Source organism: Leptospira ainazelensis, from assembly GCF_016918785.1.
Classification (GTDB): Bacteria; Spirochaetota; Leptospiria; order Leptospirales; family Leptospiraceae; genus Leptospira; species Leptospira ainazelensis.
Genome location: NZ_JAFFPT010000019.1, coordinates 79,032 through 105,148 on the forward strand (window position 1 = coordinate 79,032; position 26,117 = coordinate 105,148).

A 26,117-nucleotide genomic window follows, 5' to 3' on the forward strand; every position below is an offset into this window, starting at 1 on the left:
ACTATTCCTGAGGTCTGAAAAAAATGAGCCAAGAAGAAGCAAGCTACAGCGCCGGTCAGATTAAAATTTTAGAGGGTCTGGAAGCTGTTCGAAAACGTCCGGGGATGTACATTGGAACTCAGGATGAAACGGGGCTTCACAAAATGGTCTACGAAGTCGTTGATAACTCCGTGGACGAGGCAATGGCCGGTCATTGTTCCATAATCAAAATCAGCATTCTTCCGGATAACATCATCGAAGTAAGAGACAATGGTCGCGGGATCCCGGTGGACATTCACCCGGATAAGAAAATTTCCACGATCGAAGTCGTAATGACCATTCTCCATGCCGGCGGTAAATTCGAAAACGACGCCTACAAGGTTTCCGGCGGACTTCACGGGGTCGGGGTTTCCGTCGTAAACGCGCTTTCGGAATGGCTCGTTGTGGAAGTTTTTCAAAAAGGGAAAATTTATACTCAAAAATATGAAAAGGGAATTCCCGTTTCTCCGGTGGAAGAAAAGGGTGAATCCTCCGAAAGGGGCACGATCGTCCGTTTTAAACCGGATGCGTCCATCTTTACGACGGTAGATTTTCAGTTCGACGTACTTTCCGCGCGATTTAGAGAATTAGCTTTTTTGAATAAAGGTTTGATTCTTACCGTTGAAGATAGAAGACGCGGGAGCGAAGGGGAGAATCTTTTAAAGAACGAATTTCAGTTTTCCGGCGGTATCGTTTCTTTTGTGGAACATATCAACGAAAACAAACACCCTATGCACAAAGTGATTCACTTCGAGAGAAACAAAGAAGATGTGATCGCCGAAATCTCGATTCAGTATTCCGAAACCTACACGGAAAGTATCTTTTGTTTCACCAATAACATCAATAACAACTTAGGTGGAACACACCTGGAAGGATTTCGCGCGGCTCTCACGAGAACTCTCAACGATTTTCTAAAAAAAGATACTGTGATGGCTAAAAAACATCCGACCGGTTTGTCCGGAGAGGACGTAAAAGAAGGATTAACCGCAGTTATTTCCGTAAAAATTCCGCAACCACAGTTTAACTCGCAGACAAAAGAAAAGTTGGTGAACGCCGAAATCAAAGGGATCATGCAAACCTTAACTTCGGAAGGCCTTACTCTCTTCTTTGAAGAAAATCCGAACATTACAAAAAGAATATTAGAGAAATGTATTCTTTCAGCTAAGGCAAGGGAAGCGGCCCGTAAGGCAAGGGATCTAACGAGAAGAAAGACCGTTTTGGAAGGAGGAGGTTTGCCGGGAAAACTTGCCGATTGTTCCGAAAAGGATCCGGCTCATTCCGAAATTTACCTAGTTGAGGGCGACTCCGCCGGCGGATCCGCAAAACAAGGAAGGGATCGAAATACACAAGCGATTCTTCCGCTAAAAGGCAAGATTCTAAACGTTGAGAAGGCGAGATTGGATAAAATCTTAGCGAGCGAAGAGATCCGAATTTTGGTTTCTGCGCTGGGAACCGGAATCGGCGAAGACGAGTTCAATATCGATAAGATTCGATATCACAAAATTATGATTATGACGGATGCCGATATTGACGGTTCTCATATTCGCACACTTCTTCTTACATTCTTTTTTCGTTATATGCGCCCCGTGATCGAAAGAGGATATCTCTATGTCGCGCAACCGCCTCTTTACTTGATCAAACACGGGAAAAATTCCACTTATGCTTACTCGGACAAAGAAAAAGAAGAACTCCTCAAAACGGTCGGTACCGACAAGGTCGTAATTCAACGTTATAAAGGTTTGGGAGAAATGAACCCCGAGCAACTTTGGGAAACCACGATGGATCCTTCCAATCGAGTGGTCTTAAAAGTAAAGTTAGACGACTTCGTAGAAGCGGAGGAAACTTTCAACGTCCTCATGGGCGATGAAGTGCATCCGAGAAAAATGTTCATCGAAGTAAATGCAGCAAAGGTAGCAAACTTGGATCTTTGATCCGAAGGGAATTCAGAAATGAGTCAAGAGATGGAAAACGAAACAAAAGTCCTAAGCTACAATATCGCAGGAAAACCTGATATCGCGGACGCGTTGAAAAACGGAGTTCGAGTTATTCCTGTGGAAATCGAAGACCAAATGAAAGAAGCATATCTCGGATATGCTATGTCCGTGATCGTGGGACGCGCGCTTCCGGACGTGAGAGACGGTCTTAAACCGGTTCATAGAAGAATTCTTCATGCGATGAATGAACGCGCGTGGAGAAGCGATCGACCTTACGTAAAATGCGCAAAGATCGTCGGTGAAGTGATCGGTAACTATCACCCTCACGGTGACGCTTCCGTTTACGAAGCGCTCGTAAGAATGGTGCAGGATTTCTCTTTGAGAGTCCCCTTGATCGACGGTCAAGGAAACTTCGGTTCGATCGACGGGGATAATCCTGCCGCATATCGTTATACCGAAGCAAGACTTGAAAAAGTCGCCGAGGAACTCTTACGCGATATCGAAAAGGATACCGTAAGTTTCTCGCCTAACTATGATGATACGAAGCAGCAACCGGATGTCCTTCCCGCAAATTTCCCGAACCTACTCGTAAACGGTTCCTCCGGAATCGCTGTGGGAATGGCGACGAACATCCCTCCTCACAATCTGAAGGAAACGATCGAAGCCGTGATTGCGGTGATTCGTAATCCGGAAATTACGATTCCTGAAATTCTTAAAATTATTCCCGGTCCTGATTTTCCGACTTCCGGTATTATCATCGGCGGCGAAGGGTTGATTTCCGCTTATACAACCGGAAAAGGTTCGATTCGAATCCGATCCAAGGTTGATATTGAGGAAAAGAAAAACGGAAGAGAAGTAATCGTAGTAACGGAAATCCCGTATCAAGTCAACAAAAAGGTCCTTCTCGAAAAAATCGGAGATCTTGTTAACGACAAACACATCGAAGGAATTTCCGAAATTTTAGATCTTTCCGATCGTAAGGGAATTAGAGTTGAAATTCATATTAAAAAAGATGCAAATGCTCAGGTCATCTTAAATCAACTCTATAAGATGACCCAGCTTCAGGTAAGTTACGGAATCACGATGCTCGCGATTCTGGATAACAAACCGAAAATATTTAATATTAAGGAAATTCTCACCGCATATTCGGCTCACAGAAGGGTCGTCATCGTAAGAAGAACGCAGTTCGATTTAGACAAGGCGGAAAAACGCGCTCATATTTTAGAAGGGTTGAAAATCGCCTTAGAAAATATCGAAGACGTAATCAAAGTAATTCGCGCGTCTAAAAATCCGGCCGAAGCAAAAGAACAATTGATGCTGAAGTTCAGCCTTTCCGACGTTCAGACGGACGCGATTCTCGAAATGAGATTGCAGAGACTTACTTCTCTCGAAGTTCAAAAGATCATCGATGAATTGGAAGAAGTCAGAAAACTCATCGTGGATTTAAAAGATATTCTCGCGAAACCTTCCCGAGTAAACGATATCGTCTGTACGGAACTTCAAGAAGTCGGCGATAAATACGGAACCAAAAGAAAAACCGAAATCTCCATCGAAAGTATCGAAAGTTCTTCCTTTAACGCTGAAGATTTAATCGCGGATGAAGAAATTGTAATTCAGATCACTTACGACCAATTTGTGAAACGTCTTCCGATCGATACGTTCAAAAGACAAAAACGAGGCGGGAAGGGGATTCAAGGTCTTTCGCAAAAACGGGACGACGTGATCAAAATCATGAAAGCCGCGATGACTCACGACAGTATCATGTTCTTTTCCAACATCGGAAAAGTTTATGTGATGAAGGCCTACGAACTTCCGATTGCTTCCAAAGAAGCGCGCGGAAAATCTTTAAAGGCAATCATAAACTTAAGAGAAGACGAATATATTTCCTCCATTTTTGCGTTTAGGGAAGAGGATATGGATAAGGATCTTCTTCTTGTAACTCGAAAAGGTTTTATCAAACGAATTCATCTCAATGAATTCAGTAACGTTAAAAAATCCGGAATTATTGCAATCGGACTTCGCGACGGCGACGATCTTATTAAAGTGGAGGCGATCAACGATAAAGACGAAGTGATCATATTCTCCAGAAAAGGTTTGGCGTTAAGAATCGAAGGAAATATCATTCGTCCTCAAGGCCGTACTGCGAGCGGCGTGACCGGAATGAGACTTTCTGAGGACGATGCAATCGTAGGTCTCAGTAAATTCAAAGAAGGCGAGGATATCTTCGTCGTCTCCGAAGAAGGTTACGGAAAACGTCTCGGTTTTGAAGAGTTTGCCGCAAAAGGAAGAGGCGGTAAAGGAATGGCTTACTTAAAAGTCACAGATAAAAACGGCTTCTCGGTGGGAACGGGTTCCGTCGGCGCGGAGGACGAAATCATTCTTATCACACAACAAGGAATGACGATCCGAATCAACGCATTCGATATTTCTAAATTGGGAAGAACCGCAGTCGGTGTGCGTCTTGTCGATTTGAAAGACAACGACAAAGTTCAAGACTTTACTGCTCTCGGAGAAAGTTGAAAATATGATTCAGATCGGAAATGTTACGATCCCGGGAAGAATTTCTCTTTCCCCGATGGCGGGCATTTCCGATTCACCCACGCGCAGAATTTGTAGAAAATTCGGCGCTTCCTTTTCTTACACCGAGTTTGTAAACACGGATGAAATCATCCACAGGGCGCCGAAGGCCTTAAAAATGTTTCTATTTCATCCTGAAGAAAGACCGATTACATTTCAGATTTTTGGAAATCGACTCGAAGTTATTGCGGAAGCCGCAGAAATCATTCAGGAACTAAAACCGGATATCATCGACCTTAACATGGGATGTTCTACGCGTAAGGTTTCTCTGCGTGGGGCGGGAGCCGGTTTATTGCGAAGACCTGCTCATTCGGGAAAGATTATAGAGGCGATCAAAAAAAGGGTTTCCGTTCCTGTGACCGCTAAGATTAGAATCGGATGGGATTCTGAAAGTCGCAATTATCTTGAGGTTGCGAAAATCCTGGAAAATTCCGGAATCGATGCGTTAACCGTCCATGGAAGAACGAAAGAAATGGCTTACACGGGATTTGCGGATTGGGATGCGATCGCAGAAGTGAAATCGAACTCAAAAATTCCCGTTTTCGGAAACGGAGATATCAAGACCTTCCAAGAGGCTCAACAAAAAATTCGTGAATACGAAGTCGACGGTGTTTTGATCGGAAGAAACGCGATCGGGAATCCCTGGGTTTTTTCGGAAATCAGGAAGGAAGAATTATCCTGGGAAGAAATCAGTAAGGTAATCTTAGAACACCTTAGATGGATGGTCGAAAGTTTCGGAGAAGAATTCGGTCTTGTTCTGTTTAGAAAACATCTCGTAAAATATCTTTCCGGATTGGAGTTCGACCCACTCTGGAAATCTCAACTCTTGGAAATCAGGGAATTCAATCGTTTTGAAGAACTTTTGATATCCCGTGGAACTTACAGTTCCTTAGTATTACGCTGATGCAGCATTCCATATTCGGAAAGTAAGAATCTTTCATTTCCTCCTTTCCCAAAAAATTTTCAATCCATAAGAATTCGATAATTTTCTTATCTCAATTCTTCCGTTTAAAAACTCCTTTGAAATCGATTTTTTCCGTTAGATGTTATGAAGTAAACGCGAGTTTTAGAAGTCCATTCTAAGCGTTTTTCTTGACGATTTTAGATCCTTCCGTAATAACTTTGCGAAACGGAGAAATTACTTTATGAAACATGTAAAAATATTCTTAGTTCTCTTTTTTGCTTTGTTAGTTTTTAACGCCTGCAAAAAGGAAGAAAAAAAAGAAACGCCGCAAATCCTCGGAACTAGGTTTGCCAATTACGACCAATGGATTTATAAAATTCCTGGCACTGATAAAAAGGAAGATCAAGTCACTCTCGTCTACGGTATGGAAGAAGTGACGGGATTAGAGACTGTCGAAGTGCAAATTCCGACGAAGGATAAAAAAGGAACCGTTTCCGCTACGTTTCTAAAGGTTAGAACGGTGGAGAATAAAGAGGGTTTTGCTCCCGTAAAAAACTTTTCGGAGAACGTATACTTTGTTCTAAACGCCAGCGAGGATGCCTTTGTAAAACCTACGATCACGGCCAATACAAAAGGCAAATTAAAAAGAGGGATGTATTGTTTAGAACAGGAAGTCATCGGAGAATTCTCCAAAGTAACTTGTTACGATTCCATTCTCGAAGAGGATAAACTCACCAATTATTATGATGTGTGGATTAAGACTGCTTCTCCACATTTGAGCAAAGACGCCCTCCTGGGAGAAACGATTAAACTTTTAAAGAAAGCGAGTCAGGATCTAGCGAAGTACAATTCAGCAACGGAAGAGGAGAAAACTAAACTTCTAACCTCCGCAACCGAGGCTTTGAAAAAAGCGGCTTCAAAACAGGATGAATTTTCCGCCGATATCAATAATCTTGCGACTAAGTTTAATCTTTCCTTGGAGTGATCGAAATACATTCTTCGATTCCGGCCGGATCTTGATTCAAAAATTCTTATATTTGAACGGGTCAAAAGGTAATAAAAAACCCCGCTTTTAAGGGCGGGGTTCGTTAAACGGATAATCCGGAAAATCAGATTATTGTTTGTTGGAAACTTCTTGTGCTTTCGCTACCAGAGCATCCTTTCCACCAGGAAATTTTGCATAGATAACACACTGACATTCTTCCCAGTTGTCCTTAGAAACGTCTTTTGGATCGGATCCGGAACCGGTTGCTTTACATTCGTAAACCCCAACTCCTTTTACAACACCTTGAGACTGAGAAACGATTACGGAAGCGGTTGCTTCACCGTCGGATACACCGGAAGCAGCTTCTACAGTTTCACCAACCATCTTCTTCACAACATCAGATGCACCTTGAAGTCTAGAAGCTTCACGGCAAGTTGATTGCATCATAGCTTGGCTTTTCTTAGCTACTGCTTTAGCGGATGCTCTGGAAGAAAATTTAATATAGTACCAGTCTTTCGGATTAGTATCTCTTGGTGTTTTTCCGTCGTTTCTTTGTTCTGGAGCTCCACCCCATCCTTCAAATGTCCATCCGCCGTCACCGACCGTCGTTGCATCTTTCTGTCCAGTGTCAGTGCTGGAGCAAGCTGCAAAAATCATAGTTGCTACAGATAGAGCGATAAGTCTATTGATCATTATTTTCTCCTTGATCTACTAAAAGAAAAAATCTAATACTTCGCCGAGTTTATGCAACACATTTTTTAATAGGTTGCTTTGAAAGATCGATTTCCCTAAATGAATATGAGAAAGAGATTTGCGTCGCACTATTTGTTTATGTTACGAAATTTATTATTTTTTTTAATTTTCCTGGCTCATCCGTTGCTCTCCACGAGTATAATGTTCCTTCCCGGAAAGGTCGACGGTAACTTACCGAATTCTTTTCAAAGAATCAGCGACAGATCGCAAGAAATTTCCAAATTTGGCGCTTTTTACGCAAACCTACTCTTAAGGGCCAAAGTAGACACATCTGAAAGAATTCAGGAAAAGGAAATTTATGAAAAATTTCGAAGCGCACATTTTGGAAAGGAAGACTTTCTAAAAATTTGCTCAGAGTTTTCCGTCGATGTTTTAGTCCGTGACGAACTGAGTTTTCAGAATCAAATTTTTCTTGATCGCGCCGTTTATAATTGTACACAAAAGCAGTTGGATGAGATTCATCTTTCGGAAAAATCCGATCTTTTCGCTCTGATGCGTTCTATAACGGAGAAATCGTTTCCTTGGATTCCTTCTAAAAAAAGACAGATAACTCAGTCCTATTTAAAGAAATCTTCGAAAGAACTGATTTTCGTTATCGACCTCTCTCCTTCTTTTCAAAGAGAGCGAGAGGAATGGGTTCAATTTGTAAAGAATGCTTCTTGGGAAGCCATGACTAGAATCCGGGTTGCAACGTTTTCGGAAGGAAAGACTACAATTCTTGCCAAAGCGGAATCTCTAGCGGAGCTTAGAACACAAATTTCCGGCTTAAGGTCCAGTGGAAAGTCCTCTTTGGAGGATTTATCCGCCGCATTGATTCATGTAAAAAGAAGTCTACTTCAATCCGGAACAAAACCACAAACGTTTCAAGACATAATCGTTCTTACTAATGCGAAGGGCAAAATTCCCAACCCGACTTTATCTTCAATTCTTCAGGATTTGCAATCGAATGGATATGGAATTCGGTTTTTTACAGCTCCCTATTTTTCGATATCTCAGTCCCAGTTTTATAAAGGAATTCTTCAGAAAGGTAATTTTTATGAGATTACCTATTCTCGGAAAGTGAGTACAGCGAAGGATTCGAAAACGTTGGTCTTTCGAGGAAGACAAATTTATTTTACCTATTCCGAGTTTTCGCCCGGGCAATCGGGTTCCGAATCTTCTTTGAACAAGGTTTCTTATTCCGGAAAGTATACCGAATCGGAATCGATCAATCCCCTCAATTTTACTGAAATTTATGCGGAACTAACGGGCGATTCGATTTTAGCCTCGGAACCCATAAAAGACAATTTGAGTTTTTTACTTTCCACGGTTCTTTTAAAAGACGAGTTCAAATCGACCGGCCCTGAAATTTTGGTTAAGTCGGGTGAGAAGGCGTTTTGGGTCTCTTTACCGACGGGAATCAAAGTCCCTGAAACCGAAGAACAAATCAGTTATCAGACGACTTATGTTCCATCCGATGGATCGGTAGACGGAGTGAGTAATATTGCGGGTCTTACCGAAGTTTATAAAGGGAATCCGCCTCAAATCCTGGAATGTACACCCATCCAAGTAAGAAATTATTTTCAGAATACCAACAAAAGTTCTTTCGATTGTATCGTCCGAGGTCGAGTTCTACAGGTCAAAGGATTATAAACTTTTCTAAAGGGATCCTCATTTGAATTCCGACGAACATATTTTTATCAGCAACGCCTCGAACTCGGTTAAAATATTAGATCGCCTCAAATCTTTTTCCCAAAATCGAATGCCTCTTTTTGTCACCGGCGGACCCGGAACCGGGAAAACTTTTATTTCTCAGTTGATTGCAAAACTTTCGGGAAAAGAACCTGCGGTCCGAATTTTGGACTCCGAAAATCTTGAAAACGAATCCGCGCTTACAAAAGCCCTTACAGAAGATTCTAACATTTATTTTGTATTTAAGAATTTTCCGAAATTTCCAAAAGAAGCTCAAGCCTATTTGTTGAAACGGCTTCGCGAAAATCAAACGGATTCAAGATTCATTTTTTTGTCAGGTAAAGAATGGAAGCAGAAATTGGAGACCGGAGATATATTAGAATCCTTGTATTTAGAAATTTCAAATTACAGATTGGATCTTCCCGACCTCAGAGAAAGAAAAGAGGATATTCCGCTCTTAATCAGACATTTCCTCGAAATCCTTTCCGAAAAATATAAAAGAAAAGAAACCCGATTGAGTGAAAAACTCTATCACCTGCTCTTGAATTACGATTTTCCAGGGAATATCAGACAGCTAAGAAATCTTTTGGAGAGTATGATTTCTTTATTCCCGGTTCGAATCCTCGACACAAAACATCTTCCGCCGCAGATGTTCGAAACCTCTTATATTTATAAAGAATTTATAGAAGTCAGAACGGGGATTCCACTCAGAGATTATGAAAGAGAAATCATAAAGAAAAATTTGATCCTTGTGAACGGAAATCGAGAGAAGGCAGCAAAAATTTTAGGAATTTCCGAAAGAACGATTTATAGAAAAATTATAGAATTCGATCTTTCCGGCGAAGCAGAATAAAAAAATCTTCCATCTTCCGATTGAATTGGAATTCGGATTCTTCTTTTTCCGATCCGGTTTTGATACGAATATTCATATCGATGATAAAGTCATAAAGTTCACCGATAATCTTATCGGAAAAGAAAGTGGCTTCTTTTCTGAGACGATTCCGAACAAAATTTTTCCTCGCAGGGCTGTAAGACTGAATGTCCAAATACTCGTAAATTTCTTCGTCGGAAAGGGTAGCCTCGTATTTTCTCGAAATGATTTTGTATTTTCGAAGTTGATCGATTCTTTCTTTGAGGATCGTAAAAAAAAGGAGAAGAGAATCTTTTCCTTTTTGAAACTTTCTAAATTCTTTAAAAAAACGAATCCGATCCGATTCCATAAAAAAATCAACGAGGCCGCTTGAATTGAGTTCCGAGTTAAAAAAAAGGACGTCTTCGATATCTTGTTTGTTAAAAACTTTTTTGCTTAGATACAGTTTTAGTTTGGAAAGAGATTGCAGATAAGCGCCCATTGAAGGAGGAATTTTGTGAAGAAATTCATCCATCGCATCTTCTTCCAATTGAACGCCGATTTCTTTGCAGGCTTGGAGAAGTCCGCCTTTGGTTTCGTTCGGATAAAAATTTTTGGTTTTTATGAGATGCGCTTTTCCGCCGAAAAGTTGTAAAACCTTGTTCGGAACTTCCCAGTGATTGTAATGAACTAAGAGCTGAATCGATTCGGGAAAATCGGAGAATCGTTTTTGTAAGGATTCGTTATTCTTTCCTTTTCCGCCGGAAACCGGCTTAAAAAATTCCAAACCTGATTTGATGATAAACAATTTCCGGTTGGAAAACATATCGAGATTAAAAGCTTCCGATTGAAATCTTTCAAAGTCTCCGGGTTCCGAAACGAAGATTACGATTTCAATAGACTCGCCTGTTTTTCGAATCGCTTCCTTATACTTTTCCGCGAGAATTTCGAATTCATAGGATTCTTTCGCGGCCACGAAAACGATGGAAGGCAGATTTTTTCCGAAGTCGGAAAGAAACTCGATCGAATTTTTATATTCTTTTGTTTTTGCGGCCATTGTTTTCAGGGAAGAATCCGTTTCGTTTCCGAAAAAATCGGAACATTTAACTTAAGCTAGGGAATCGATTCTCCGAAGAATAGAATATGAACATCAGTTCCGGAGTCCAGAGGATTTCTTTTCCAGGAGAAGGTTTGGCTTATGTCAGTCCCGCTCGCCTTGGAGGAAAGGTCGAGGCTGTGGATCGTATTCAAAGAGAAAATTTTGGCCCGGATCGAAGTTTTCCCGGCAAAAATTTCGCTCGTCCTTCCGCGGAAGCACAACCTCAATCTCGCGGAAGTCTCATCGATTTCTACGCTTGATTTCCCTTCAGATACTTTTCCCATAATCTGTGGTATTGAAAAAACATTCGGATTGGAAAACCGACAATGTTTGTATAAGATCCTTCATATTCTTTGACCGGACCGTTTGTATCCTGAATTCCGTAACTCCCGGCCTTATCAAACGGAGAATAAATTTTCACGTATTCGCGAATTTGATCTCGATTCCAGTCTTGAAAGGTTACTTTGGAAGAATCAAAGGCAAATTGTTCTAAACCGCGATCGTAGATTCCTAAACCCGAATAGACGATATGAGTTGTTCCCGATAAACTTTCCAAAATTTCAACGGCCTCTTGAAAATCGGCAGGTTTTTGAAGAATTCTATGATTGTAAACGACGATCGTATCGCAAGAAACGAGCAATTCGGATGCGGACTTTGTTCCGAGTTTGGAAAGTGTGATCCTTTTGAGATATTCTAAGGGGCTTTCCCTTGGAAAGGAACTTTCGTCGACGTCTTCCGGTTCGACTCGAAAATCCAGATCCAACGATTCCAAAACCTGTTTTCTGCGCGGAGATCTGGATCTAAGGACGATCATAGGTCCACAGTTTGAGAAAAGCCTTGCTTTGCACCCGTTTTCCGGTCGATATTGGTATGGATGAAAGAGAATCAAAAATCATCTAATCTTTGTCTCCGTGCTTTTTTTAGTCTCCTCATTCTCGCTTCGATCGGTTCGATTTTCTCCCAAGAAAAAAATAACGATCCAAAGGATTCGAATGAAAATACAAAGATCAGCTCCGAGAAAGAATTGATTGAGACCGGAAAGTTAGAATCCGTTCGCAAAAAAGCCTTTCTTGCTCTAAAAGGGATCCGAACTTCTCTTTTGAATTTTGGAAAAAAACAGGATCTGGATAAGATTACTTCGGACTATGGACAGGCGGAAACTTCTTATCTCAGAGCGGAATATACTACGGCTACGAAGGGATTTGAAAACGTTTATAAAGCGCTTGTTCCTCTGGAAGAAGTTTTAAGAAGAGATTACGAGGCTAAAGCGATTCAACTCGGGCAAGAATTGGCGCCGACGATCGTAGCGATTCGTTTGGACCAGAAAAATAGAAATCGAAACATTCTTCCCGTTTTAGAAAAATACTATGTTCGTTCAGGCGAAACTGCAAAGGCTTCCGTAAGTGAATTGGAAAAAGGAGAACGCACATCCGCTTTGTATTTTCAAAAACAGGCCTTGATTTCCCTTTATCAGATCAAAATTCTTCTTGGAAAAGGCGAAGATTCTTCAATTTCACTTTCGGATCGGATTTCAAAAAATAGAATTTTAGAAACCGACTATTTAAAACCCGAAGATTTGATCTATTGGGACGACGCAGAAGATAAACTGCACGCCGACTCTGAGGAGGAAAGAAAAAAGGATCGAATTCGAACTTTAAGATCCTATGAGTGGAAACTCGGAATTTCATCCGGTAAACTTCAAAAAGAAAACGAATCCAAAAATCAGCTTCCCGCTTCTGAAAAACAAAACAGTACAAAACCATAATATTCTAAACTTATTCTCATGAACTCAGCCTATTTAAAAAAAATACTTTCGATTTTTCTCATGCTTGTTTTGTTTCCATCGTGCAGAAGGGGAAGTTTTGACCGCGTGAAAGAGCAGAGTTTTCAATATCTTTGTAAAGAATACTTGCTTTTCTGCGACAAAATCGTCACTAAAATCGATATGTTTGACTGCGATCCTTTGCACAATACGTATGAAAGCGACGGAGCGCACTATATCAATCGAGAAGTTCTGGTTGACGACTTGACGATCGAAAAAGATGAAAGACGTGTCGAAATTTTTGATCCATATTCTGATAAAAAACCTAAAAAAGAAAAAACTCGAGATACAAGTTCGGACTTTGGAAAGAATATCAGAATCGATTCCCGAAAACTCATTCGCACTTTTGATACGGAACGTGGAAAACGTCCGGAAGGCGCGACCGACGAAGAATCGATAGAAAACATACGACCTTGTTATCCGGTGAAACCAAAATACAATCAGGAGTAAATACAATTGAGCGATCTATTCAATTTAAAAAATAAAACGGTTCTTGTTACGGGATCCACTCGAGGAATCGGAAAACATTTTGCGCAAGGATTTAAGGACGCGGGCGCCATCGTTTTCGGCACGGGTTCTTCGGAAGAATCCGTAAAAAAATTCGAAGGCACAGGTATCAAAGGATTCGCTGCGGACATTCGTCAACCGGAAGCGATGACTTCTATTATCGAATCCATCGCAAAGGAACACGGTAAACTTGACGTTTTGGTCAACAACGCCGGAATCGCAGCAAACAAACCGGCCGCTTTTTTAAAAGAGGACGAAATCGAATCGATCATCCAGACGAATTTTACAGGGGTTTTTAGAACCTGCGCTTCGTATTACAAAATTCATAAAAAGAAAGGCGGAAATATCGTCAACGTCGCTTCCATTCTTGGAATGAGAGGAACAAAGTTTGCTTCCGTTTATTCGGGAACCAAGGGCGCTGTTATCAACATGACCAGAGCTCTAGCTGTGGAATGGATCGGATCCGGCTATCGTGTCAACGCAATTTGCCCGGGCTTTATCGATACCGATATGACCGAGATGATCAAAGAAAAACCAGAAGTAATGGAACAGATGGTGAAAGCGATTCCGATGGGAAGAATGGGAAAGCCCGAAGACTTGGTCGGAGCGGCGATTTATCTCGCGAGTGATGCTTCCGCCTATGTCACAGGGCAGACCATCGTTGTGGATGGAGGAATTACGGCAGGACTCTGAAAAAGAGTCTAATCTTTGATGATCGTTTCTCTTCACCCAATCAATCCGGAAAAAAGAAAACTCCAACAGATTTCAGACAATCTGTTGGAGGGAAAGGTCTACATATTTCCAACCGATACGGTCTATGCGCTTGTAGCGGATTCCCAATCGAAATCCGGCGTGGAAAAATTATACGAACTGAAGAATATTCCGAAAAACCAACCTCTTTCTCTTCTTTGTTCGAGTATTTCCGTGGCCTCGAATTATATCGAGTATCTTCCGAATGAAGCATTTCGGCTGATGAAAAAACTTACTCCAGGACCGTTTACTTTTATCATTCGGGCAAATAAACATCTGCCTCGGGTTTCCTTTTCCAATCAGAAAGAAAAACAAATCGGAATTAGAATTCCGGACGCAATCTACTTGCAAGAACTGATGAAGATTCATCCGAATCCGCTCACGTCAACTTCGGTCTTTGCAAACGACGAGTTTATCATCGAAGTAGAATCTTTAGAAGAAATCTACGGATCTCGGGTTGAAGGAATCGTAGACGGCGGGATCGTTAACGTAGAACTTTCCACGATTTTGGACGTTACCGGAGATGAACTTATCATCCAAAGGGAAGGAAAAGGTTCCGACCTCTTATAATCCTCTCTGAAGTTCTTGATCGTGTAGAATCTTCTCAAATTTTTTCGTATCTTTCTCTATACGAAAAAATCATCCATCTGGATAGGATTTCGCTTTAAATTATAGTAAATATTTTATCAACTAGCTTTCGATATATGCGATTCGGTGTTTTATTCATTTTTATAAACGTTTTCTTTTTGTCATCTTGTGCATTGAAGTCGATGGAGAATCTTTGCGATGCAAGCAGTTCTTTATTCTATAAACAGCTAATCGTAAGCTATTTCGTAAATGGAGGTGATGCAAATTCTTGCGGAGTAAGTTTTGGAGTGGCGCAACCCCGTCTTCTGAGCGTCGGTCCAAGAGGACTGCTAAATTCCGGTTTTATTTCAGGAGATTTTGATTCTTCCATTACCGGAGTGGAGGTTTCTTTAGATTCGGGTTCGTTTATCAACGCGCAAATATCCGGAAACCAATGGAAATTTCAACTTCCTGCGGCGGCAGTTCCATCCACGATTCCGCAATCCGGAATTTGGAAAGAATGGAGTTTGCATTCGATCACCATTCGATCCGTTACTTCCAGTGGACGGAGATCAGTTCCTTTCACGGTCACTCTACAAAAAGGATTGAATAAGGATATCAATGGAGACGGTTATCCCGATGCCTTAATTGGTTCTCAAAATTCAGCCCGCGCGCGAGCTTATCTTTCGTTGGGACAAGAAAGGGGTTTGGACGGAACTTCTATAACGACGATTAACGGAGCGGCCGGTTTTGGATATTCCGTAGTTCTAAGTGATATCGACGGCGATGGTTATGCGGACGCGACTATTTCCAATACCACCGCTAACTTTGCCGTTTATCTTTCTTTAGGTGCAGTCGGGGGACTTTCAAGCACCGCACTGACTCCGACTACGGTCGGAACCGGAATTCTAAATCTTGCAGCCGGTGATATCAATGCCGATGGATTTTCGGATATCATCGTCGGATCTCCTTACGACGCGGGAAACAACGGGACTGTTTATTTTTTTACCTCCAATGCCGCCCTTGGTCAAGGAGTCAGTTACGTTCAACAGATGAATAATCCGGGTCTTGCCGGAAGTACCCAGTTTTACGGTTATTCGATTGCTCTCGGAGATATCAATGGGGATCAGAAATCGGATGTACTGATAGGTGCGGTCGGTTCCGGTCAAAATGGAGCGTTGTTTGTACATCTTTCTCAGGGGACTTTGCTCGCAGCACAGTCTCAAGTATTTACGGGTTCCGTAGCCAATACTTGGTTTGCAAATTCTGCGGCGACAGCCGACGTAAATCGAGACGGTCTTGCCGATTTGGTTCTAGGGGCCTATCAAGAATCGGCCTCTGCGGGGAGAACTTATCTGTATCTTTCGAACTCCGGACTTCTTACCACCGTTACCAATAGCCCTGTAATCGGATTTCTAGGTTCTCAATCCGGAACTTCCGTTGCCTCCGGAGATATCAACGGAGATGGATTTCTTGATATTCTTACCGGCGGTTATTCGTACACGAGCGCCTTTCCCGCTCAGGGATGCGCTCAGACATTCTTGTTTGATGGGAATCTTTTCGGACTTGCGTCCATTTACTTGAACTTTTTAACTCAGGACATAAACCAAGGAAACATGGGCAACGTGATCAGCGCCGGAGATATCAACGGAGACGGCTTCACGGATTTTCTTGTCGGAGCTCCAAACTCTATCGGAGGCGGGGCGTTTGTGGGGAAAGCCTATCTCTATCTCTCCGCAGGGGCATCGGGGTACACTTCAGCTCCGCAAATATTCAGCGATCCTGATGCCACGGGCGCTTTTGGAAGTTCAGTGGATTTGTGATTAACGGATCTGCTTTTTCCATTCTTCTTCCTTAAAACCGACAAAACCGAAACCTTCGCCTAGGACAAATGGGCGTTTTACTAAATTTCCGTTTTTAGAAAGAAGATCCAGCTGTTCTTCGAGAGGCATAGCGGCTAACTTATCTTTCAAACCCAATTCTTTATAATCACCGCCGGAAGTGTTGAAGAGTTTTTTGGAATCGTTTCCGAGGTATTTTAACATCGTTTTGAGTTCCGCTTTTTTCGGAGGAGTCTCTCGAATCGGAAGGACTTCCAATTCTACTTTTTTGCCGGAGAGATATTTAAGAGCGTTACGGCAAGTGTTGCAGTTTTTATATTCATAGACCTTGAGTTTCACTGGAATTCTCCTGTTCCGATTGTTTTTGCATCTTGGGAAAGGTCAAGTTTTCTGAGAACAGACTTCAGCAAAAGGGAGAATCCGGTCTTTCCGTTGAAACAAAATTCTTCCCCGATCCTAAAAATCTTTTCGTTGAAAAGGCCTGTTTTAACCGATAGAATTCATACAGGTAGACTCGGAAGTGCTCAATAAGAAGACAAACTTAACCGGAAGACAAAAGGCCGCAATTTTTCTGATCGCGGTCGGAAGCGAAGTGTCTTCTGAGATTTTTAAGCACCTCCGAGAAGACGAGATCGAACAGATTACGTTCGAGATCGCCCGTCTTGACAAAATCACGCCCGAAGATAAGGAAAAAGTTTTAGTCGAATTCAACGAGCTGATGATGGCTCAGGAATTTATCTCGAACGGAGGTATCGATTTTGCCCGTGGTCTTTTGGAAAAAGCGCTCGGAAATCAAAAGGCGATCGATATTATCAATCGCCTTACTTCTTCGCTGCAAGTAAGACCGTTCGACTTTATTCGAAGAACGGATCCGCAGCATTTATTAAACTTTATTCAGAATGAACACCCTCAAACCATAGCATTGATTCTTTCCTATTTGGATCCGCAAAAGGCTTCGAATATTCTTTCCAACCTACCGCATACGATTCAAGCGGAAGTCGCAAAACGAATCGCAACGATGGACCGGGTAAGTCCGGACGTTCTTCGCGAGGTGGAACGAGTTCTCGAAAGAAAACTTTCAACCTTGGCTTCGGAAGACTATACGTCTGCCGGTGGTATCGATTCGGTAGTCGAAATTTTGAACTTGGTAGACCGGGGAACTGAAAAGACCATCATCGAAGCGCTGGAAGAAGAAGATCCCGAACTTGCGGAAGAAATTAAAAAACGAATGTTTGTCTTCGAGGATATTGTCCTCCTTGATGACCGCGCTATTCAAAAAGTCATGCGAGAAGTGGATAACTCCGATCTCGCAAAAGCTTTGAAATCTGTGGATACGGAGGTTCAAGAAAAAATCTTTAAAAACATGTCGAAACGGGCCGCCAACCTCTTGCGAGAGGATATGGACTTCATGGGTCCAATCCGAATCAAAGACGTGGAAGACGCGCAGCAAAAAATCGTAAACATCATTCGTAAGCTGGAAGACGCCGGCGAAATCGTCGTTGCCCGTGCCGGTGAAGACGAACTCGTTATGTAATTTAATTTTCCATTTAGTAAAGAAATTTCCTTCGCAGGTTTTTGTTTTCGTCAAAATCTGGTAACATGATCCGGATTCTAAAGCACTTTATAATCTACTTATCTTTACCCTTTTTTCTTTTTTGTGGCGATAACTCCAATTCCAACGTTCTGGACTTAACAAAAGCAGAATGGAAAGCGATCCAGGGAAAACATCTGGATCTAAAATCCGAAAAACAAAATCGTTCGGTCTTCAATTCTCAATCTATAAAGAAGGATAAGGAGAAAGAATCTCTTGCTCCTGCCGAATGGAAGGAGATGACTTCATTCCCGATCGGGAAGTTTTTGCAAGCATCGAGTATTTTTAAACAATTGTATCGGGAAGAACCAAGGGATAATCTTTCTAAGATATATCTAAAACGATGCAGACTTTATTCGATAAAACCGCCCGAACTTCATTGGGACGGTATCTTTCGTTATCAGACAAAGTAAGAATCCGAAAATGAAACGGTTTTTGTTATTAACGCTTTTATTCTTTTCCTTTTCTATCCTTTCTTCGGATCTTCCTGAATTTCAGATCAAGGATCAGAATGATCTTAAACTCAGTTCGAAAAGTTTAAAAGGAAAAACTTCCATATTCTTAGGATGCGGATTTTCAGATATCGTTCTGTGTAGAAAACACGGACGTAAGATCTATTGGAGAATGCAAAATTTCATCGATGAGTCCAAAGACAAAGTAGAATTTGTCGCGTTTATCGATTTACGAAACGCTCCCGAAGCCGTTTATTCCTATATTCATGAGAATCATTCTAAAAATTACGAATCTGTTTTTTTAGACAAAACGGGAATTTTATCTTCCGGCATAAAACCTAATTTTTCCTGGTTAAGAATTTTTTCCGGGAACAAGAAGTTGATCTATGAATCTTACTATCAAACGGTAGACGATAACACGGTGGATAAATTGTATGAGATCATTCGAAAGCAAAGAAAGTAAGCGCCTAGGCTTACTCTGGATCGTTGTCGTATTCTTAACATACAATTGTGTACAAAAAAAGCCGAATCAAGCGGAGTATTGGAAGGAATATCTTTCCTTTCAAAATGCGCTTTCGAGAGAATACCCTTCGGGGGGAATTCGAAACGCACTCTACGGAAATTTAACATCCGCAGACGAATCCTTTCTTCAGGAGAAAGGAGGAATTCTTTCCATCGATTTCTATCTTCGTAAAACCGATCGCGGATTTCAGTCCGTCTTAACTACCGAAAAGGCTCCAGATCACTCGCCTTACAAGATTCATGTAGACTACGTTCCTTCTTCCTTTAAGGATCAAAAAACGTATCGAATGAGAAGAAAAACGGAATCGATTCTTCCCGCTTTTAGTTATCATGAATTTTTTTCTCATGTGGATCAGTTGCAGAATTATTTCCGTTCTAACACGGGCCTTTCTTCAAAATTTGAAAAAATCTCAGTCGCACATCAGTATCTCTGTTCGGTTTCCAACTGCGATATAGGTCGGACCGATAATTCCTCATGGCTTATGTATGAGCTAGATGAAACTACCGGTAAAAAATTCCCCGAATTTTATAAGAGGATGAGCAAACTTTTAAATCAGGCATCGTATCGAATTACGATTTTTAAATCCGGAGATTTTTTGAGCGGAATCGAACTGTATAACGAAAAGACAAAAACATTCTTAAAAATTCCGGATACTCCGCCAGGATATTGGCTTAAGCCGGAGACTCTTCACATTCGTGTTTCTCTATTCATCCAAGCCTATGGTTTAAAAATTGATATTCGTAGTTTAGGATATAGACTTCGTTTTTATTCTTCTAAGAATTATGAGAAAATGACGGGAGAATTTTCGAAAATTCCCGAAAAGAAAATCAGCGGAAGATTCCTGCAAATTTTTCCGCCTGGAATGGTGAACTGGTTTATACCTGGTAATATCGAAGAATACTTTGATAATTTTTTCACACTTCTTGTTAACGGCTCCGATGGAAACGGAGGAAATCGATTTGTCTCGGAATCGTTTCGAGTCGGTAACAAAGTGAAGGTTACTCTGAATTCCGAAGCTGAAATTTTTCGAGAACGTTTTAAACTCTTTCAATCGAACGGAGAAAAAGACGATTCACCTTCGTTTTTTGAAATTTTGGAAAAGGTTCTAATCGAAGATCTGCAAAAATTTCCGGAAACGGGCTCATCCTTTTAGAAGTGGATTTTATTTCTTCTTTAAAATTAGAATCTTTCTAAAGTGCTTGACTGAGTGTCTAAATTCCAGGATTTATTTTTAATTCTGGTGCTTAATTTCTTTAAGCGTTAAAAAATCAAATTCTATCGATGAATTGGAGGTATTATGGAAGGGATTGCTCTCTTTACAAATCAAGGTCTGTATTTCATCTTCAAGTGGATACACTTCCTCGCGGGCGTTGCCTGGATCGGCCTACTTTGGTACATTAACTTCGTACAAGGATCTTTTTTTGCCGAGACCGACGCGGATACAAAGAAAAAAGCGACTCAACAATTAGTTCCGCGCGTTCTCTGGTGGTTCCGTTGGGGTGCGATGTTTACATTTTTAAGCGGTTGGACGATGATCGGGATTTCCCTTTACAACGGGACCACACTTTCTTCCGGCCAATGGCTCGCTATCATTCTGGGTGGTGGACTTTTAGGTTCTCTCATGTGGTTTAACGTTTGGTTCGTAATCTGGCCCGCTCAAAAAGTTGTGATCGCAGCGGCAAAGGGTGAAACCGCAGAAAACCCGGCCCTGAGAGCTGCAAGAGGACTTCTTGCTTCTAGAACGAACACATTGTTATCCATTCCGATGTTATTCCTCATGGGCGCCGCGAGAAACTTGACCGTTTCCGTAGACGTAACCGGGTCGGAATCACATACATTTTTAGGAGTGATTCTGGTTCTTCTTGCTTTGGTCGAAACAAACGCGTTAACCGCAACACCGGAGAGCGCGACCTTTAAACCGATCAAAACCGTTAAGGGTGTGATTACTTCAGGATTTGTTCTTACCCTGATTATTTACGTTCTTCTTGAGGTCCTTCTCTAATTCAATGGGAAGAATGAATGTTCGAGGCGGAATTTTCCGCCTCCTGTTTTTCTTCGTAACTGCGACTTTGGTCATTGCGAATTGTAAGGAAGAGAATCTGAGTCCGGAACAAAAGCTTCTTTCTCAGGGAAAAGGTCTGTATGTAGCCAATTGTTCGGCTTGCCATAACCAAAATCCCGCTATGGATGGAGCCGTCGGACCGGCGATCAAAGGTTCAAATTTTGAATTATTAAAGGCGAGAATCGTAAGCGGCTCCTATCCACCCGGATATACCCCGAAACGTTCGAGCCAGTTGATGACTCGGCTTCCGCTCAACGACGAGCAGATTCGAAGTCTTGAAGCGTATTTAAACACTCCTTGATGAAAAGTATATTAGGGATATCTAAAAAGTATCCCTAATACATGACTTCGTATTAATTTCTCCCGATCGAATCCCTTACGTTTCTCATGATATCCACGATCTGAGAATGAACTTTCCCGTTCGAGACGACTACTTCCGAGTTTCCGGATAAGAATCTTTTTCCGCCGAAGTCGGTCACTTTCCCGCCCGCTTCCGTAAGAATCACCGAGCTAGCCGCCGTATCCCAGAGTTTTACACCTTTTTCCCAAATACCGTCTAACAAACCTTCGGCGACCCAACAAGAGTCGAGAACAAAGGATCCGGTTCTTCTCATGGATCGACCACAACTGATAAAAGCGGTGATGTCGGAGATGACTTCGTTTAATATTTCTTTTCTGTTTGTAGGAAAGCTTGGTACGAGCATAGCACGCGCAAGCGATTCGGTATTGGACACGTCGATTCTGAGTCCGTTTTTAAAAGCGCCTTGAGAAAGAATTGCGGAGTATTTCGTGTTTAAGCCTGGAACAAAAACTACTCCGGCGACAGGAGATTCTCTGTGTTCCAAGCCGATCGAAACACAGTACAAAGGAATTCCGCGGACGAAGTTCATGGAACCGTCGATCGGATCCAAAACCCAACGAAAGGAATTGTTTCCTTCGTATTTATAATTGTCTTCCGAAAGAATCGAATCCGAAGGAAAGTTTTGTCTGAGATATTCTACGATGAATTTTCCCATCATTTCGTCGGCCTTGTGAATTTGATCCTTCTCTTCGGCTTCCGTGGAAAAAGCAAAGGCCTTTAAATCCTTCTGAAGTTTTAACGCGGACTCTATAAAAATTCCGGAGACAGATTGAACGGATTTGATCCTGCGTTTGACTTCCTCTAAAGGAAAGTCAATGGGAGGGGCAAGTGGTTGGTCCATGGGTTTCTCTTCAAAAAAGATTACTTTCGTTTTAGGATTTTCCAGAGCATATTACCCGAGGGAGTTACGTCCCTTTCCGTTCCGAATGAACGAAGCCAGTTATGCAACGGTTCCTGTAATACTGAATCTATAGTCATGCTTTCCGGCGACAATAAAAGATCAATCAAATGCCGTATGTCCGAAAATTGACTAAAAATTCTTTCTTGAGATCCGTCCAAAAATCGAGAGCTGATCGAGTGAAATTCAACGTCTATCGGTTCGAAAACTTTACCAGGTTGCCAGACGTCTTTTGTTATGTTTAGAATCGAATGAATCAGAGAGATTTGTTTTGAATAGTCGACATCGTCAAAGAGTTCGGAATAGGTGTGTTGGATCTTATTAAAGGCGGGAACGGTATCCACATCCACCATGAATTCTGTCTCTTTGTATTGGCGGGAGACAAAATCGACAATCTGTCCGTTTTTGATTTCTAAACTATCTAAGGGAAGAATTCGCGCTAGGAAATAAATTTTCTGCGTGCGTACGGACGCGGTTTTTCCTTGAGCCGGTTGTTTTACAAACATCGAGGCGGGCGCTCCTCCGAGATAAGAAAGAAAAAAGCTCACGACGAAGATAAACTTCTTACCGTTTTCTCCCTCGTTCGAAGGAAGCGGTTTTACCAGGAACAATTGATTCGAATTCTTCTTAGGTTTCGCTTCGGGAAGCACCTGACAACCGGCGATCAATTCAGGAATGAGTTGTTCCGCTTGCAGAAGAAATTCTTTCGCCGCTGAAAATTCAATCCCATAAACTGAAGTGGAAGGAAGAATATAACTTTCTTCGAACTTCAGGAAAGGCGTGTGTAAATTATCTACGAAGATTTCGTAAGGACGATTTTGACCGGAAGCGGACGTAAGAATCCGGTTCAGCTCTTCGACTTGATTCAACTCCAACAATTTTTTTCCTTTTTACTTCTATTCAACAACAGTTCGATCTCACTTCTTTTTAGCAATAATCCTAACTTCATAGGGATTGAGAATTTTAAAACCGGCTAAACTCTTTTTGCCGGAATGATTGATAAAAATTTCGTAATTCCGTGTTCTTCCAGTTCGGTTTAATTTTTCTACCGTCGATCCGTAAAACGTAAACGGAATCTTCGTTTCTCTTAAAATACGACGATAGAGAAGCATAAAACTCAATGGCTCCAGTGATGCGCCGATATAAATTACTCTTCCTTTATGATAAGAATTTGCAGTAATTATAGGTTCTCCTTTATAGAACTTCCTATTGTCCGTATAACGAGCCCAAACCTCCGCAGTAGTAGGTTCTAAGATTTCGCAGATCTTAGAACACGTTCCGGGTAGAAACCGAAATTTGAATTTAACTTTTTGATTTCCTACGGCTTCGAATTTCCTAACTTTTACACCGGCCATTTCCGTAAACGGTCCCGGAATCTGCGACTCATACATCCAGCCGTTTAAATCTTTGGCGCCCGTTCTATATCCTAAAACGAGAGTTCCCCCCTCCCTTACAAACTTCTCAAGTTTTTGAAAGATAGAATCGGTTACCATCGTGTACATCGGCAGTATGATTATCTTATAATCCTCGAAGTCGATTTTGGACGCTGGGCGAAAGTGAGTGTTGACGTTGAGAACATTCATTCCCGAAAACCAAGTCGCCATTTCAACGTCATATCCGAGTTGAGCCCAAGGAACCGGAGAATACTTGAGTCCCGTGGAAATCGGTTGATGTTTCCAGTTTCTCGCATTCTCGATATCGTGGACCACAGCTACCTGCGCCGGAAATAACTCCTCAACAAAGTCATCCGCGTGTTCGCTCATTTCTTCGATTCCTTTCTGAAGTTCGAAATAACGTTCAGTTTTTCCCTTATCGTGATCTAAAATTCCGTAACAAAGTTGTTCCTGACCGAAACGAGCGGTTCGGTAGCGAAAAAAATAAATCGCGTTGGAACCGTGAACGATCGAATGTTTCATCCAAAGTTTTGTTTGTCCCGGCGCAGGAAGATAACCCAAAAGATCGTGTCCTTGGAATCCTGAAATTTGTTCCATCACTGTGAATGGAAGATTTTTCAAACCTCGATTGTATTGTTGCATAGCCGCGATAAAAGGATGTGGAAACGGTTCTTCTTGTTCTCCCCAAGTAGGATAGTTATCCCAGGAGATATAATCCAAGTATGTCGCAAGTTCGGCCATATCGATGATCGGAAGAAAAGGAGACGGATAAAGATTCGTTGTAAGCGGTCGTCCTACTGAGAATTTTCTTAAGATCTGAGCCTGAAGTTTCACAAAATCAATGATCGTATCGGAATGAAATCGATAGAAGTCTTGGATCATGGAAGGATGAAAATTGCTGGAAACGTGAGCGCCTGGAATCGGAATTTCATCAAAAGAATCATAAAGAACTCCCCAGAAGACGTTGCCCCAGGTTTTGTTCAGATTTTGAATCGTATTGTATTTATTTTTTAACCAAACGCGAAATGCTTTTAGGGATGTGATCGAATGATCGATATCGGAACCCTCGTGACCGATTTCATTGTCGATCTGCCAACCGATGACTGCGGGGTGATTCCCGAAGTGTTTTGCCATCGCGGTCACGATCTTCACCGCGGATTTTCTGTAATTCGGAGATGAAAAACAAGCCTGTCTTCTAGTTCCTATCGTTCTTTTGATTCCATCTCGTTCTTGTATTATGTCCGGAAATTTTTTTACTAACCAAGGTGGAAACGTGGCGGTCGGAGTTCCGAGGATTGCGGTCATTCCGTTTTTTTGAATGAGGTTTAAGATATTGTCAAAAAAGGAAAAGTCGTATTTCCCTTCCTTAGGTTCCATAAGCGCCCAACCGAATTCGGCGAGTCGGACAGAGGAAAGACCCATCTCTTTCATGATTCGAATGTCTTCTTCCCAATCTTTTTGTGTCCATTGTTCAGGATAGTAATCTGCGCCGAATATCATTCCGATCTCCTTTTCGCTCCGGAAAGAGATTTCAATGGATGGGTTCAATCTGAAAAGAAAGAAAACCGTAATTCTCGGAAGTCTAAAAGAAAAAATACTGTCTTTTCCCGGGAAAGTCTGAGAGGATACAAATGACGTAAAGATTATTTTACTTCTGCGCGTAACCGAATTCTCAGTTACTCCACCACAGAAGGATTCCATGCACAACCAGGACTCACTGATATACGGAATTTTACCGGATGTTCACTTCCGATATTCCGCGACCGAAATTTCATATTCCGTCACCGCGGCTTCCAATTTACACAATTTAGACGATGCAAACACCGAACTTTTAGCGAGAGCGATGATCGGAGCTTTTTTTCTAGCAGATCAAGTTAAGGAAGATACAAAGGTAAGTTTACAAATACAGTTCAACGAAGATTCTCCCATTCATTCAGTTCTTGCTTACAGCGATCGTAAGGGAAGAATGAAGGCGGTCTTGAGAGCGCGACCGGAAGAAGACGTGGAACCTGGACAGGTTATGGAAGACTATTCGGGAATTTTGAAAGTCTTTCGTTGGAAGGATGGAGCTTGTATCTATCAGTCGGTGGTCCCTTATCAGAACAACGGTTTTGAGGAGAATTTTCAAAATTATCTGAACAGTTCGGAGCAGATCACTTGTTTTGTTACGATCTTTATTCAAAAAAACGGATTTCACTGGGACGTAAGAGGAATTTTGCTTCAATCCCTTCCCGAAGCAAAGGAAGAACACATTCAAAAAATGGAAAGTCTTTCCACCGAGATTAACGAGAATACAACAGAGTTTTTAGGAAAGGATATTTATAACTGTTTGAACAAAATCGGAGAAGTGACACGTTCCGCAGTTCAAATTTTAGAGGAAGGTCAGCCCGAGTTTCGTTGCGATTGCTCCGAAGATAAGATTCGAGAATTGATTCAAACCCTTGGAAAAGAAGAAGCAATGAATATCTTAGAGGAAGTCGGTATGATCGAAGTCACCTGCGAATTTTGCACTTCCGTCTACCGTTTCGAAAAAGAAAGGGTAAACGAATTATTTTGAG

At 41.7% G+C, this 26,117-nt stretch carries 26 protein-coding genes; 19 read left to right on the forward strand and 7 right to left on the reverse strand.

From position 1 onward, the window contains the following. The first annotated feature begins 23 nt into the window (after positions 1-23). The 4 genes from gyrB to lenA all read left to right on the forward strand — a co-directional run bounded on the left by gyrB (position 24) and on the right by lenA (position 6,418). Positions 24-1,949: a DNA topoisomerase (ATP-hydrolyzing) subunit B gene (gene gyrB, locus JWG44_RS04985; RefSeq protein ID WP_205273873.1), complete on the forward strand. Its 1,926-nt coding sequence runs from the start codon at positions 24-26 to the stop codon at positions 1,947-1,949. Between the two features lie 18 nt (positions 1,950-1,967). Next, the gene (gene gyrA / locus JWG44_RS04990) at positions 1,968-4,472 is read left to right on the forward strand and encodes a DNA gyrase subunit A (protein WP_205273874.1); all 2,505 of its coding nucleotides are present in this window, start codon (positions 1,968-1,970) and stop codon (positions 4,470-4,472) included. A gap of 4 nt (positions 4,473-4,476) precedes the next feature. Further along, the gene (gene dusB / locus JWG44_RS04995) at positions 4,477-5,433 is read left to right on the forward strand and encodes a tRNA dihydrouridine synthase DusB (protein WP_205273875.1); all 957 of its coding nucleotides are present in this window, start codon (positions 4,477-4,479) and stop codon (positions 5,431-5,433) included. Positions 5,434-5,674: 241 nt separating this feature from the next. After that, a complete protein-coding gene (gene lenA, locus JWG44_RS05000) occupies positions 5,675-6,418 on the forward strand; it encodes a lipoprotein LenA (RefSeq protein WP_205273876.1) in 744 nt (247 codons plus the stop codon). Between the two features lie 129 nt (positions 6,419-6,547). On the opposite strand, the gene JWG44_RS05005 is transcribed toward lenA, so the two are convergent. After that, on the reverse strand, positions 6,548-7,111 hold the full coding sequence (locus JWG44_RS05005; RefSeq protein ID WP_100763498.1) for a lipoprotein LipL21: 564 nt from the start codon (positions 7,109-7,111) through the stop codon (positions 6,548-6,550). A 138-nt stretch (positions 7,112-7,249) separates the two neighbouring features. On the opposite strand from JWG44_RS05005, the gene JWG44_RS05010 reads away from it, so the two are divergent. Next, positions 7,250-8,803, forward strand: a complete 1,554-nt coding sequence (locus tag JWG44_RS05010; RefSeq protein WP_205273877.1) for an LIC10012 family protein — start codon at positions 7,250-7,252, stop codon at positions 8,801-8,803. 22 nt (positions 8,804-8,825) lie between these two features. Next, entirely contained in the window at positions 8,826-9,695 is an 870-nt protein-coding gene (locus JWG44_RS05015; RefSeq protein ID WP_205273878.1) for a sigma-54-dependent Fis family transcriptional regulator, read from the forward strand. Here the strand turns inward: JWG44_RS05015 and holA are convergent. Continuing rightward, complete coding sequence (holA, locus tag JWG44_RS05020; protein WP_205273879.1) at positions 9,661-10,749, reverse strand: DNA polymerase III subunit delta; 1,089 nt, start codon at positions 10,747-10,749, stop codon at positions 9,661-9,663. The two genes, JWG44_RS05015 and holA, sit on opposite strands and share 35 nt — an antisense overlap. Before the next feature lie 86 nt (positions 10,750-10,835). On the opposite strand from holA, the gene JWG44_RS05025 reads away from it, so the two are divergent. Further along, on the forward strand, positions 10,836-11,051 hold the full coding sequence (locus tag JWG44_RS05025; RefSeq protein WP_205273880.1) for a hypothetical protein: 216 nt from the start codon (positions 10,836-10,838) through the stop codon (positions 11,049-11,051). On the opposite strand, the gene JWG44_RS05030 is transcribed toward JWG44_RS05025, so the two are convergent. Next, a complete protein-coding gene (locus JWG44_RS05030; RefSeq protein ID WP_205273881.1) occupies positions 11,042-11,605 on the reverse strand; it encodes a nucleoside triphosphate pyrophosphatase in 564 nt (187 codons plus the stop codon). The genes JWG44_RS05025 and JWG44_RS05030 overlap by 10 nt on opposite strands. A 60-nt stretch (positions 11,606-11,665) precedes the next feature. On the opposite strand from JWG44_RS05030, the gene JWG44_RS05035 reads away from it, so the two are divergent. From JWG44_RS05035 to JWG44_RS05055, 5 genes are all read left to right on the forward strand, one after another. Next, positions 11,666-12,556, forward strand: a complete 891-nt coding sequence (locus tag JWG44_RS05035; protein ID WP_205273882.1) for a hypothetical protein — start codon at positions 11,666-11,668, stop codon at positions 12,554-12,556. An 18-nt stretch (positions 12,557-12,574) separates the two neighbouring features. Further along, on the forward strand, positions 12,575-13,063 hold the full coding sequence (locus JWG44_RS05040; protein ID WP_205273883.1) for a hypothetical protein: 489 nt from the start codon (positions 12,575-12,577) through the stop codon (positions 13,061-13,063). Between the two features lie 6 nt (positions 13,064-13,069). Continuing rightward, a complete protein-coding gene (locus tag JWG44_RS05045) occupies positions 13,070-13,813 on the forward strand; it encodes an SDR family NAD(P)-dependent oxidoreductase (RefSeq protein ID WP_205273884.1) in 744 nt (247 codons plus the stop codon). 18 nt (positions 13,814-13,831) lie between these two features. Continuing rightward, positions 13,832-14,440 (forward strand): L-threonylcarbamoyladenylate synthase, encoded by a 609-nt coding sequence (locus tag JWG44_RS05050; RefSeq protein WP_205273885.1) that lies wholly within the window; start codon positions 13,832-13,834, stop codon positions 14,438-14,440. Positions 14,441-14,574: 134 nt separating this feature from the next. Next, a complete protein-coding gene (locus tag JWG44_RS05055; protein ID WP_205273886.1) occupies positions 14,575-16,260 on the forward strand; it encodes an FG-GAP-like repeat-containing protein in 1,686 nt (561 codons plus the stop codon). Here the strand turns inward: JWG44_RS05055 and JWG44_RS05060 are convergent, their stop codons facing one another. Further along, positions 16,261-16,617 (reverse strand): arsenate reductase family protein, encoded by a 357-nt coding sequence (locus tag JWG44_RS05060; RefSeq protein ID WP_205273887.1) that lies wholly within the window; start codon positions 16,615-16,617, stop codon positions 16,261-16,263. Between the two features lie 181 nt (positions 16,618-16,798). On the opposite strand from JWG44_RS05060, the gene fliG reads away from it, so the two are divergent. From fliG to JWG44_RS05090, 6 genes are all read left to right on the forward strand, one after another. After that, the gene (gene fliG / locus JWG44_RS05065) at positions 16,799-17,812 is read left to right on the forward strand and encodes a flagellar motor switch protein FliG (RefSeq protein WP_069605674.1); all 1,014 of its coding nucleotides are present in this window, start codon (positions 16,799-16,801) and stop codon (positions 17,810-17,812) included. A 65-nt stretch (positions 17,813-17,877) separates the two neighbouring features. Next, a complete protein-coding gene (locus JWG44_RS22615) occupies positions 17,878-18,282 on the forward strand; it encodes a hypothetical protein (RefSeq protein ID WP_408611884.1) in 405 nt (134 codons plus the stop codon). A 10-nt stretch (positions 18,283-18,292) separates the two neighbouring features. Next, the gene (locus tag JWG44_RS05075; protein ID WP_205273888.1) at positions 18,293-18,784 is read left to right on the forward strand and encodes a hypothetical protein; all 492 of its coding nucleotides are present in this window, start codon (positions 18,293-18,295) and stop codon (positions 18,782-18,784) included. Continuing rightward, entirely contained in the window at positions 18,756-19,997 is a 1,242-nt protein-coding gene (locus JWG44_RS05080; protein ID WP_205273889.1) for an LIC10025 family lipoprotein, read from the forward strand. The genes JWG44_RS05075 and JWG44_RS05080 overlap by 29 nt, the downstream gene beginning before the upstream one ends. A 144-nt stretch (positions 19,998-20,141) precedes the next feature. Further along, positions 20,142-20,846, forward strand: coding sequence for a urate hydroxylase PuuD (locus tag JWG44_RS05085; RefSeq protein WP_205273890.1), 705 nt, complete (start codon positions 20,142-20,144; stop codon positions 20,844-20,846). 4 nt (positions 20,847-20,850) lie between these two features. After that, on the forward strand, positions 20,851-21,207 hold the full coding sequence (locus tag JWG44_RS05090; protein ID WP_408611881.1) for a c-type cytochrome: 357 nt from the start codon (positions 20,851-20,853) through the stop codon (positions 21,205-21,207). A gap of 52 nt (positions 21,208-21,259) precedes the next feature. Here the strand turns inward: JWG44_RS05090 and JWG44_RS05095 are convergent, their stop codons facing one another. The 3 genes from JWG44_RS05095 to JWG44_RS05105 are packed head-to-tail and all read right to left on the reverse strand — an operon-like array spanning position 21,260 to position 25,059. Then, positions 21,260-22,108 carry an inositol monophosphatase family protein gene (locus JWG44_RS05095; protein WP_205273892.1) on the reverse strand — a complete coding sequence of 283 codons (849 nt, stop codon included), beginning with the start codon at positions 22,106-22,108 and terminating at the stop codon, positions 21,260-21,262. Between the two features lie 20 nt (positions 22,109-22,128). Continuing rightward, entirely contained in the window at positions 22,129-23,040 is a 912-nt protein-coding gene (locus tag JWG44_RS05100; protein WP_205273915.1) for an LIC_10030 family protein, read from the reverse strand. Positions 23,041-23,082: 42 nt separating this feature from the next. Beyond that, positions 23,083-25,059 carry a beta-galactosidase gene (locus JWG44_RS05105; RefSeq protein ID WP_205273893.1) on the reverse strand — a complete coding sequence of 659 codons (1,977 nt, stop codon included), beginning with the start codon at positions 25,057-25,059 and terminating at the stop codon, positions 23,083-23,085. A gap of 199 nt (positions 25,060-25,258) precedes the next feature. Between JWG44_RS05105 and JWG44_RS05110 the strand changes: the two genes are divergently transcribed. Further along, on the forward strand, positions 25,259-26,116 hold the full coding sequence (locus JWG44_RS05110) for an Hsp33 family molecular chaperone HslO (RefSeq protein WP_205273894.1): 858 nt from the start codon (positions 25,259-25,261) through the stop codon (positions 26,114-26,116). Position 26,117: the final 1 nt, after the last annotated feature.

What these genes read in the sequence shown, in the direction of transcription:
- JWG44_RS05075 (WP_205273888.1), top strand. Translation starts at nt 18,293, where the DNA reads ATGAAACGGTTTTTGTTATTAACGCTTTTATTCTTTTCCTTTTCTATC.
- gyrA (WP_205273874.1), top strand. Translation starts at nt 1,968, where the DNA reads ATGAGTCAAGAGATGGAAAACGAAACAAAAGTCCTAAGCTACAATATC.
- JWG44_RS05110 (WP_205273894.1), top strand. Translation starts at nt 25,259, where the DNA reads ATGCACAACCAGGACTCACTGATATACGGAATTTTACCGGATGTTCAC.
- lenA (WP_205273876.1), top strand. Translation starts at nt 5,675, where the DNA reads ATGAAACATGTAAAAATATTCTTAGTTCTCTTTTTTGCTTTGTTAGTT.
- JWG44_RS05035 (WP_205273882.1), top strand. Translation starts at nt 11,666, where the DNA reads ATGAAAGAGAATCAAAAATCATCTAATCTTTGTCTCCGTGCTTTTTTT.
- JWG44_RS05055 (WP_205273886.1), top strand. Translation starts at nt 14,575, where the DNA reads ATGCGATTCGGTGTTTTATTCATTTTTATAAACGTTTTCTTTTTGTCA.
- JWG44_RS05105 (WP_205273893.1), bottom strand. Translation starts at nt 25,059, where the DNA reads ATGATATTCGGCGCAGATTACTATCCTGAACAATGGACACAAAAAGAT.
- dusB (WP_205273875.1), top strand. Translation starts at nt 4,477, where the DNA reads ATGATTCAGATCGGAAATGTTACGATCCCGGGAAGAATTTCTCTTTCC.
- JWG44_RS05040 (WP_205273883.1), top strand. Translation starts at nt 12,575, where the DNA reads ATGAACTCAGCCTATTTAAAAAAAATACTTTCGATTTTTCTCATGCTT.
- JWG44_RS05095 (WP_205273892.1), bottom strand. Translation starts at nt 22,108, where the DNA reads ATGGACCAACCACTTGCCCCTCCCATTGACTTTCCTTTAGAGGAAGTC.
- JWG44_RS05030 (WP_205273881.1), bottom strand. Translation starts at nt 11,605, where the DNA reads ATGATCGTCCTTAGATCCAGATCTCCGCGCAGAAAACAGGTTTTGGAA.
- JWG44_RS05050 (WP_205273885.1), top strand. Translation starts at nt 13,832, where the DNA reads ATGATCGTTTCTCTTCACCCAATCAATCCGGAAAAAAGAAAACTCCAA.
- JWG44_RS05085 (WP_205273890.1), top strand. Translation starts at nt 20,142, where the DNA reads ATGGAAGGGATTGCTCTCTTTACAAATCAAGGTCTGTATTTCATCTTC.
- JWG44_RS05010 (WP_205273877.1), top strand. Translation starts at nt 7,250, where the DNA reads ATGTTACGAAATTTATTATTTTTTTTAATTTTCCTGGCTCATCCGTTG.
- holA (WP_205273879.1), bottom strand. Translation starts at nt 10,749, where the DNA reads ATGGCCGCAAAAACAAAAGAATATAAAAATTCGATCGAGTTTCTTTCC.
- JWG44_RS05090 (WP_408611881.1), top strand. Translation starts at nt 20,851, where the DNA reads ATGGGAAGAATGAATGTTCGAGGCGGAATTTTCCGCCTCCTGTTTTTC.
- JWG44_RS05005 (WP_100763498.1), bottom strand. Translation starts at nt 7,111, where the DNA reads ATGATCAATAGACTTATCGCTCTATCTGTAGCAACTATGATTTTTGCA.
- JWG44_RS05025 (WP_205273880.1), top strand. Translation starts at nt 10,836, where the DNA reads ATGAACATCAGTTCCGGAGTCCAGAGGATTTCTTTTCCAGGAGAAGGT.
- gyrB (WP_205273873.1), top strand. Translation starts at nt 24, where the DNA reads ATGAGCCAAGAAGAAGCAAGCTACAGCGCCGGTCAGATTAAAATTTTA.
- JWG44_RS22615 (WP_408611884.1), top strand. Translation starts at nt 17,878, where the DNA reads ATGATCCGGATTCTAAAGCACTTTATAATCTACTTATCTTTACCCTTT.
- JWG44_RS05080 (WP_205273889.1), top strand. Translation starts at nt 18,756, where the DNA reads ATGAGATCATTCGAAAGCAAAGAAAGTAAGCGCCTAGGCTTACTCTGG.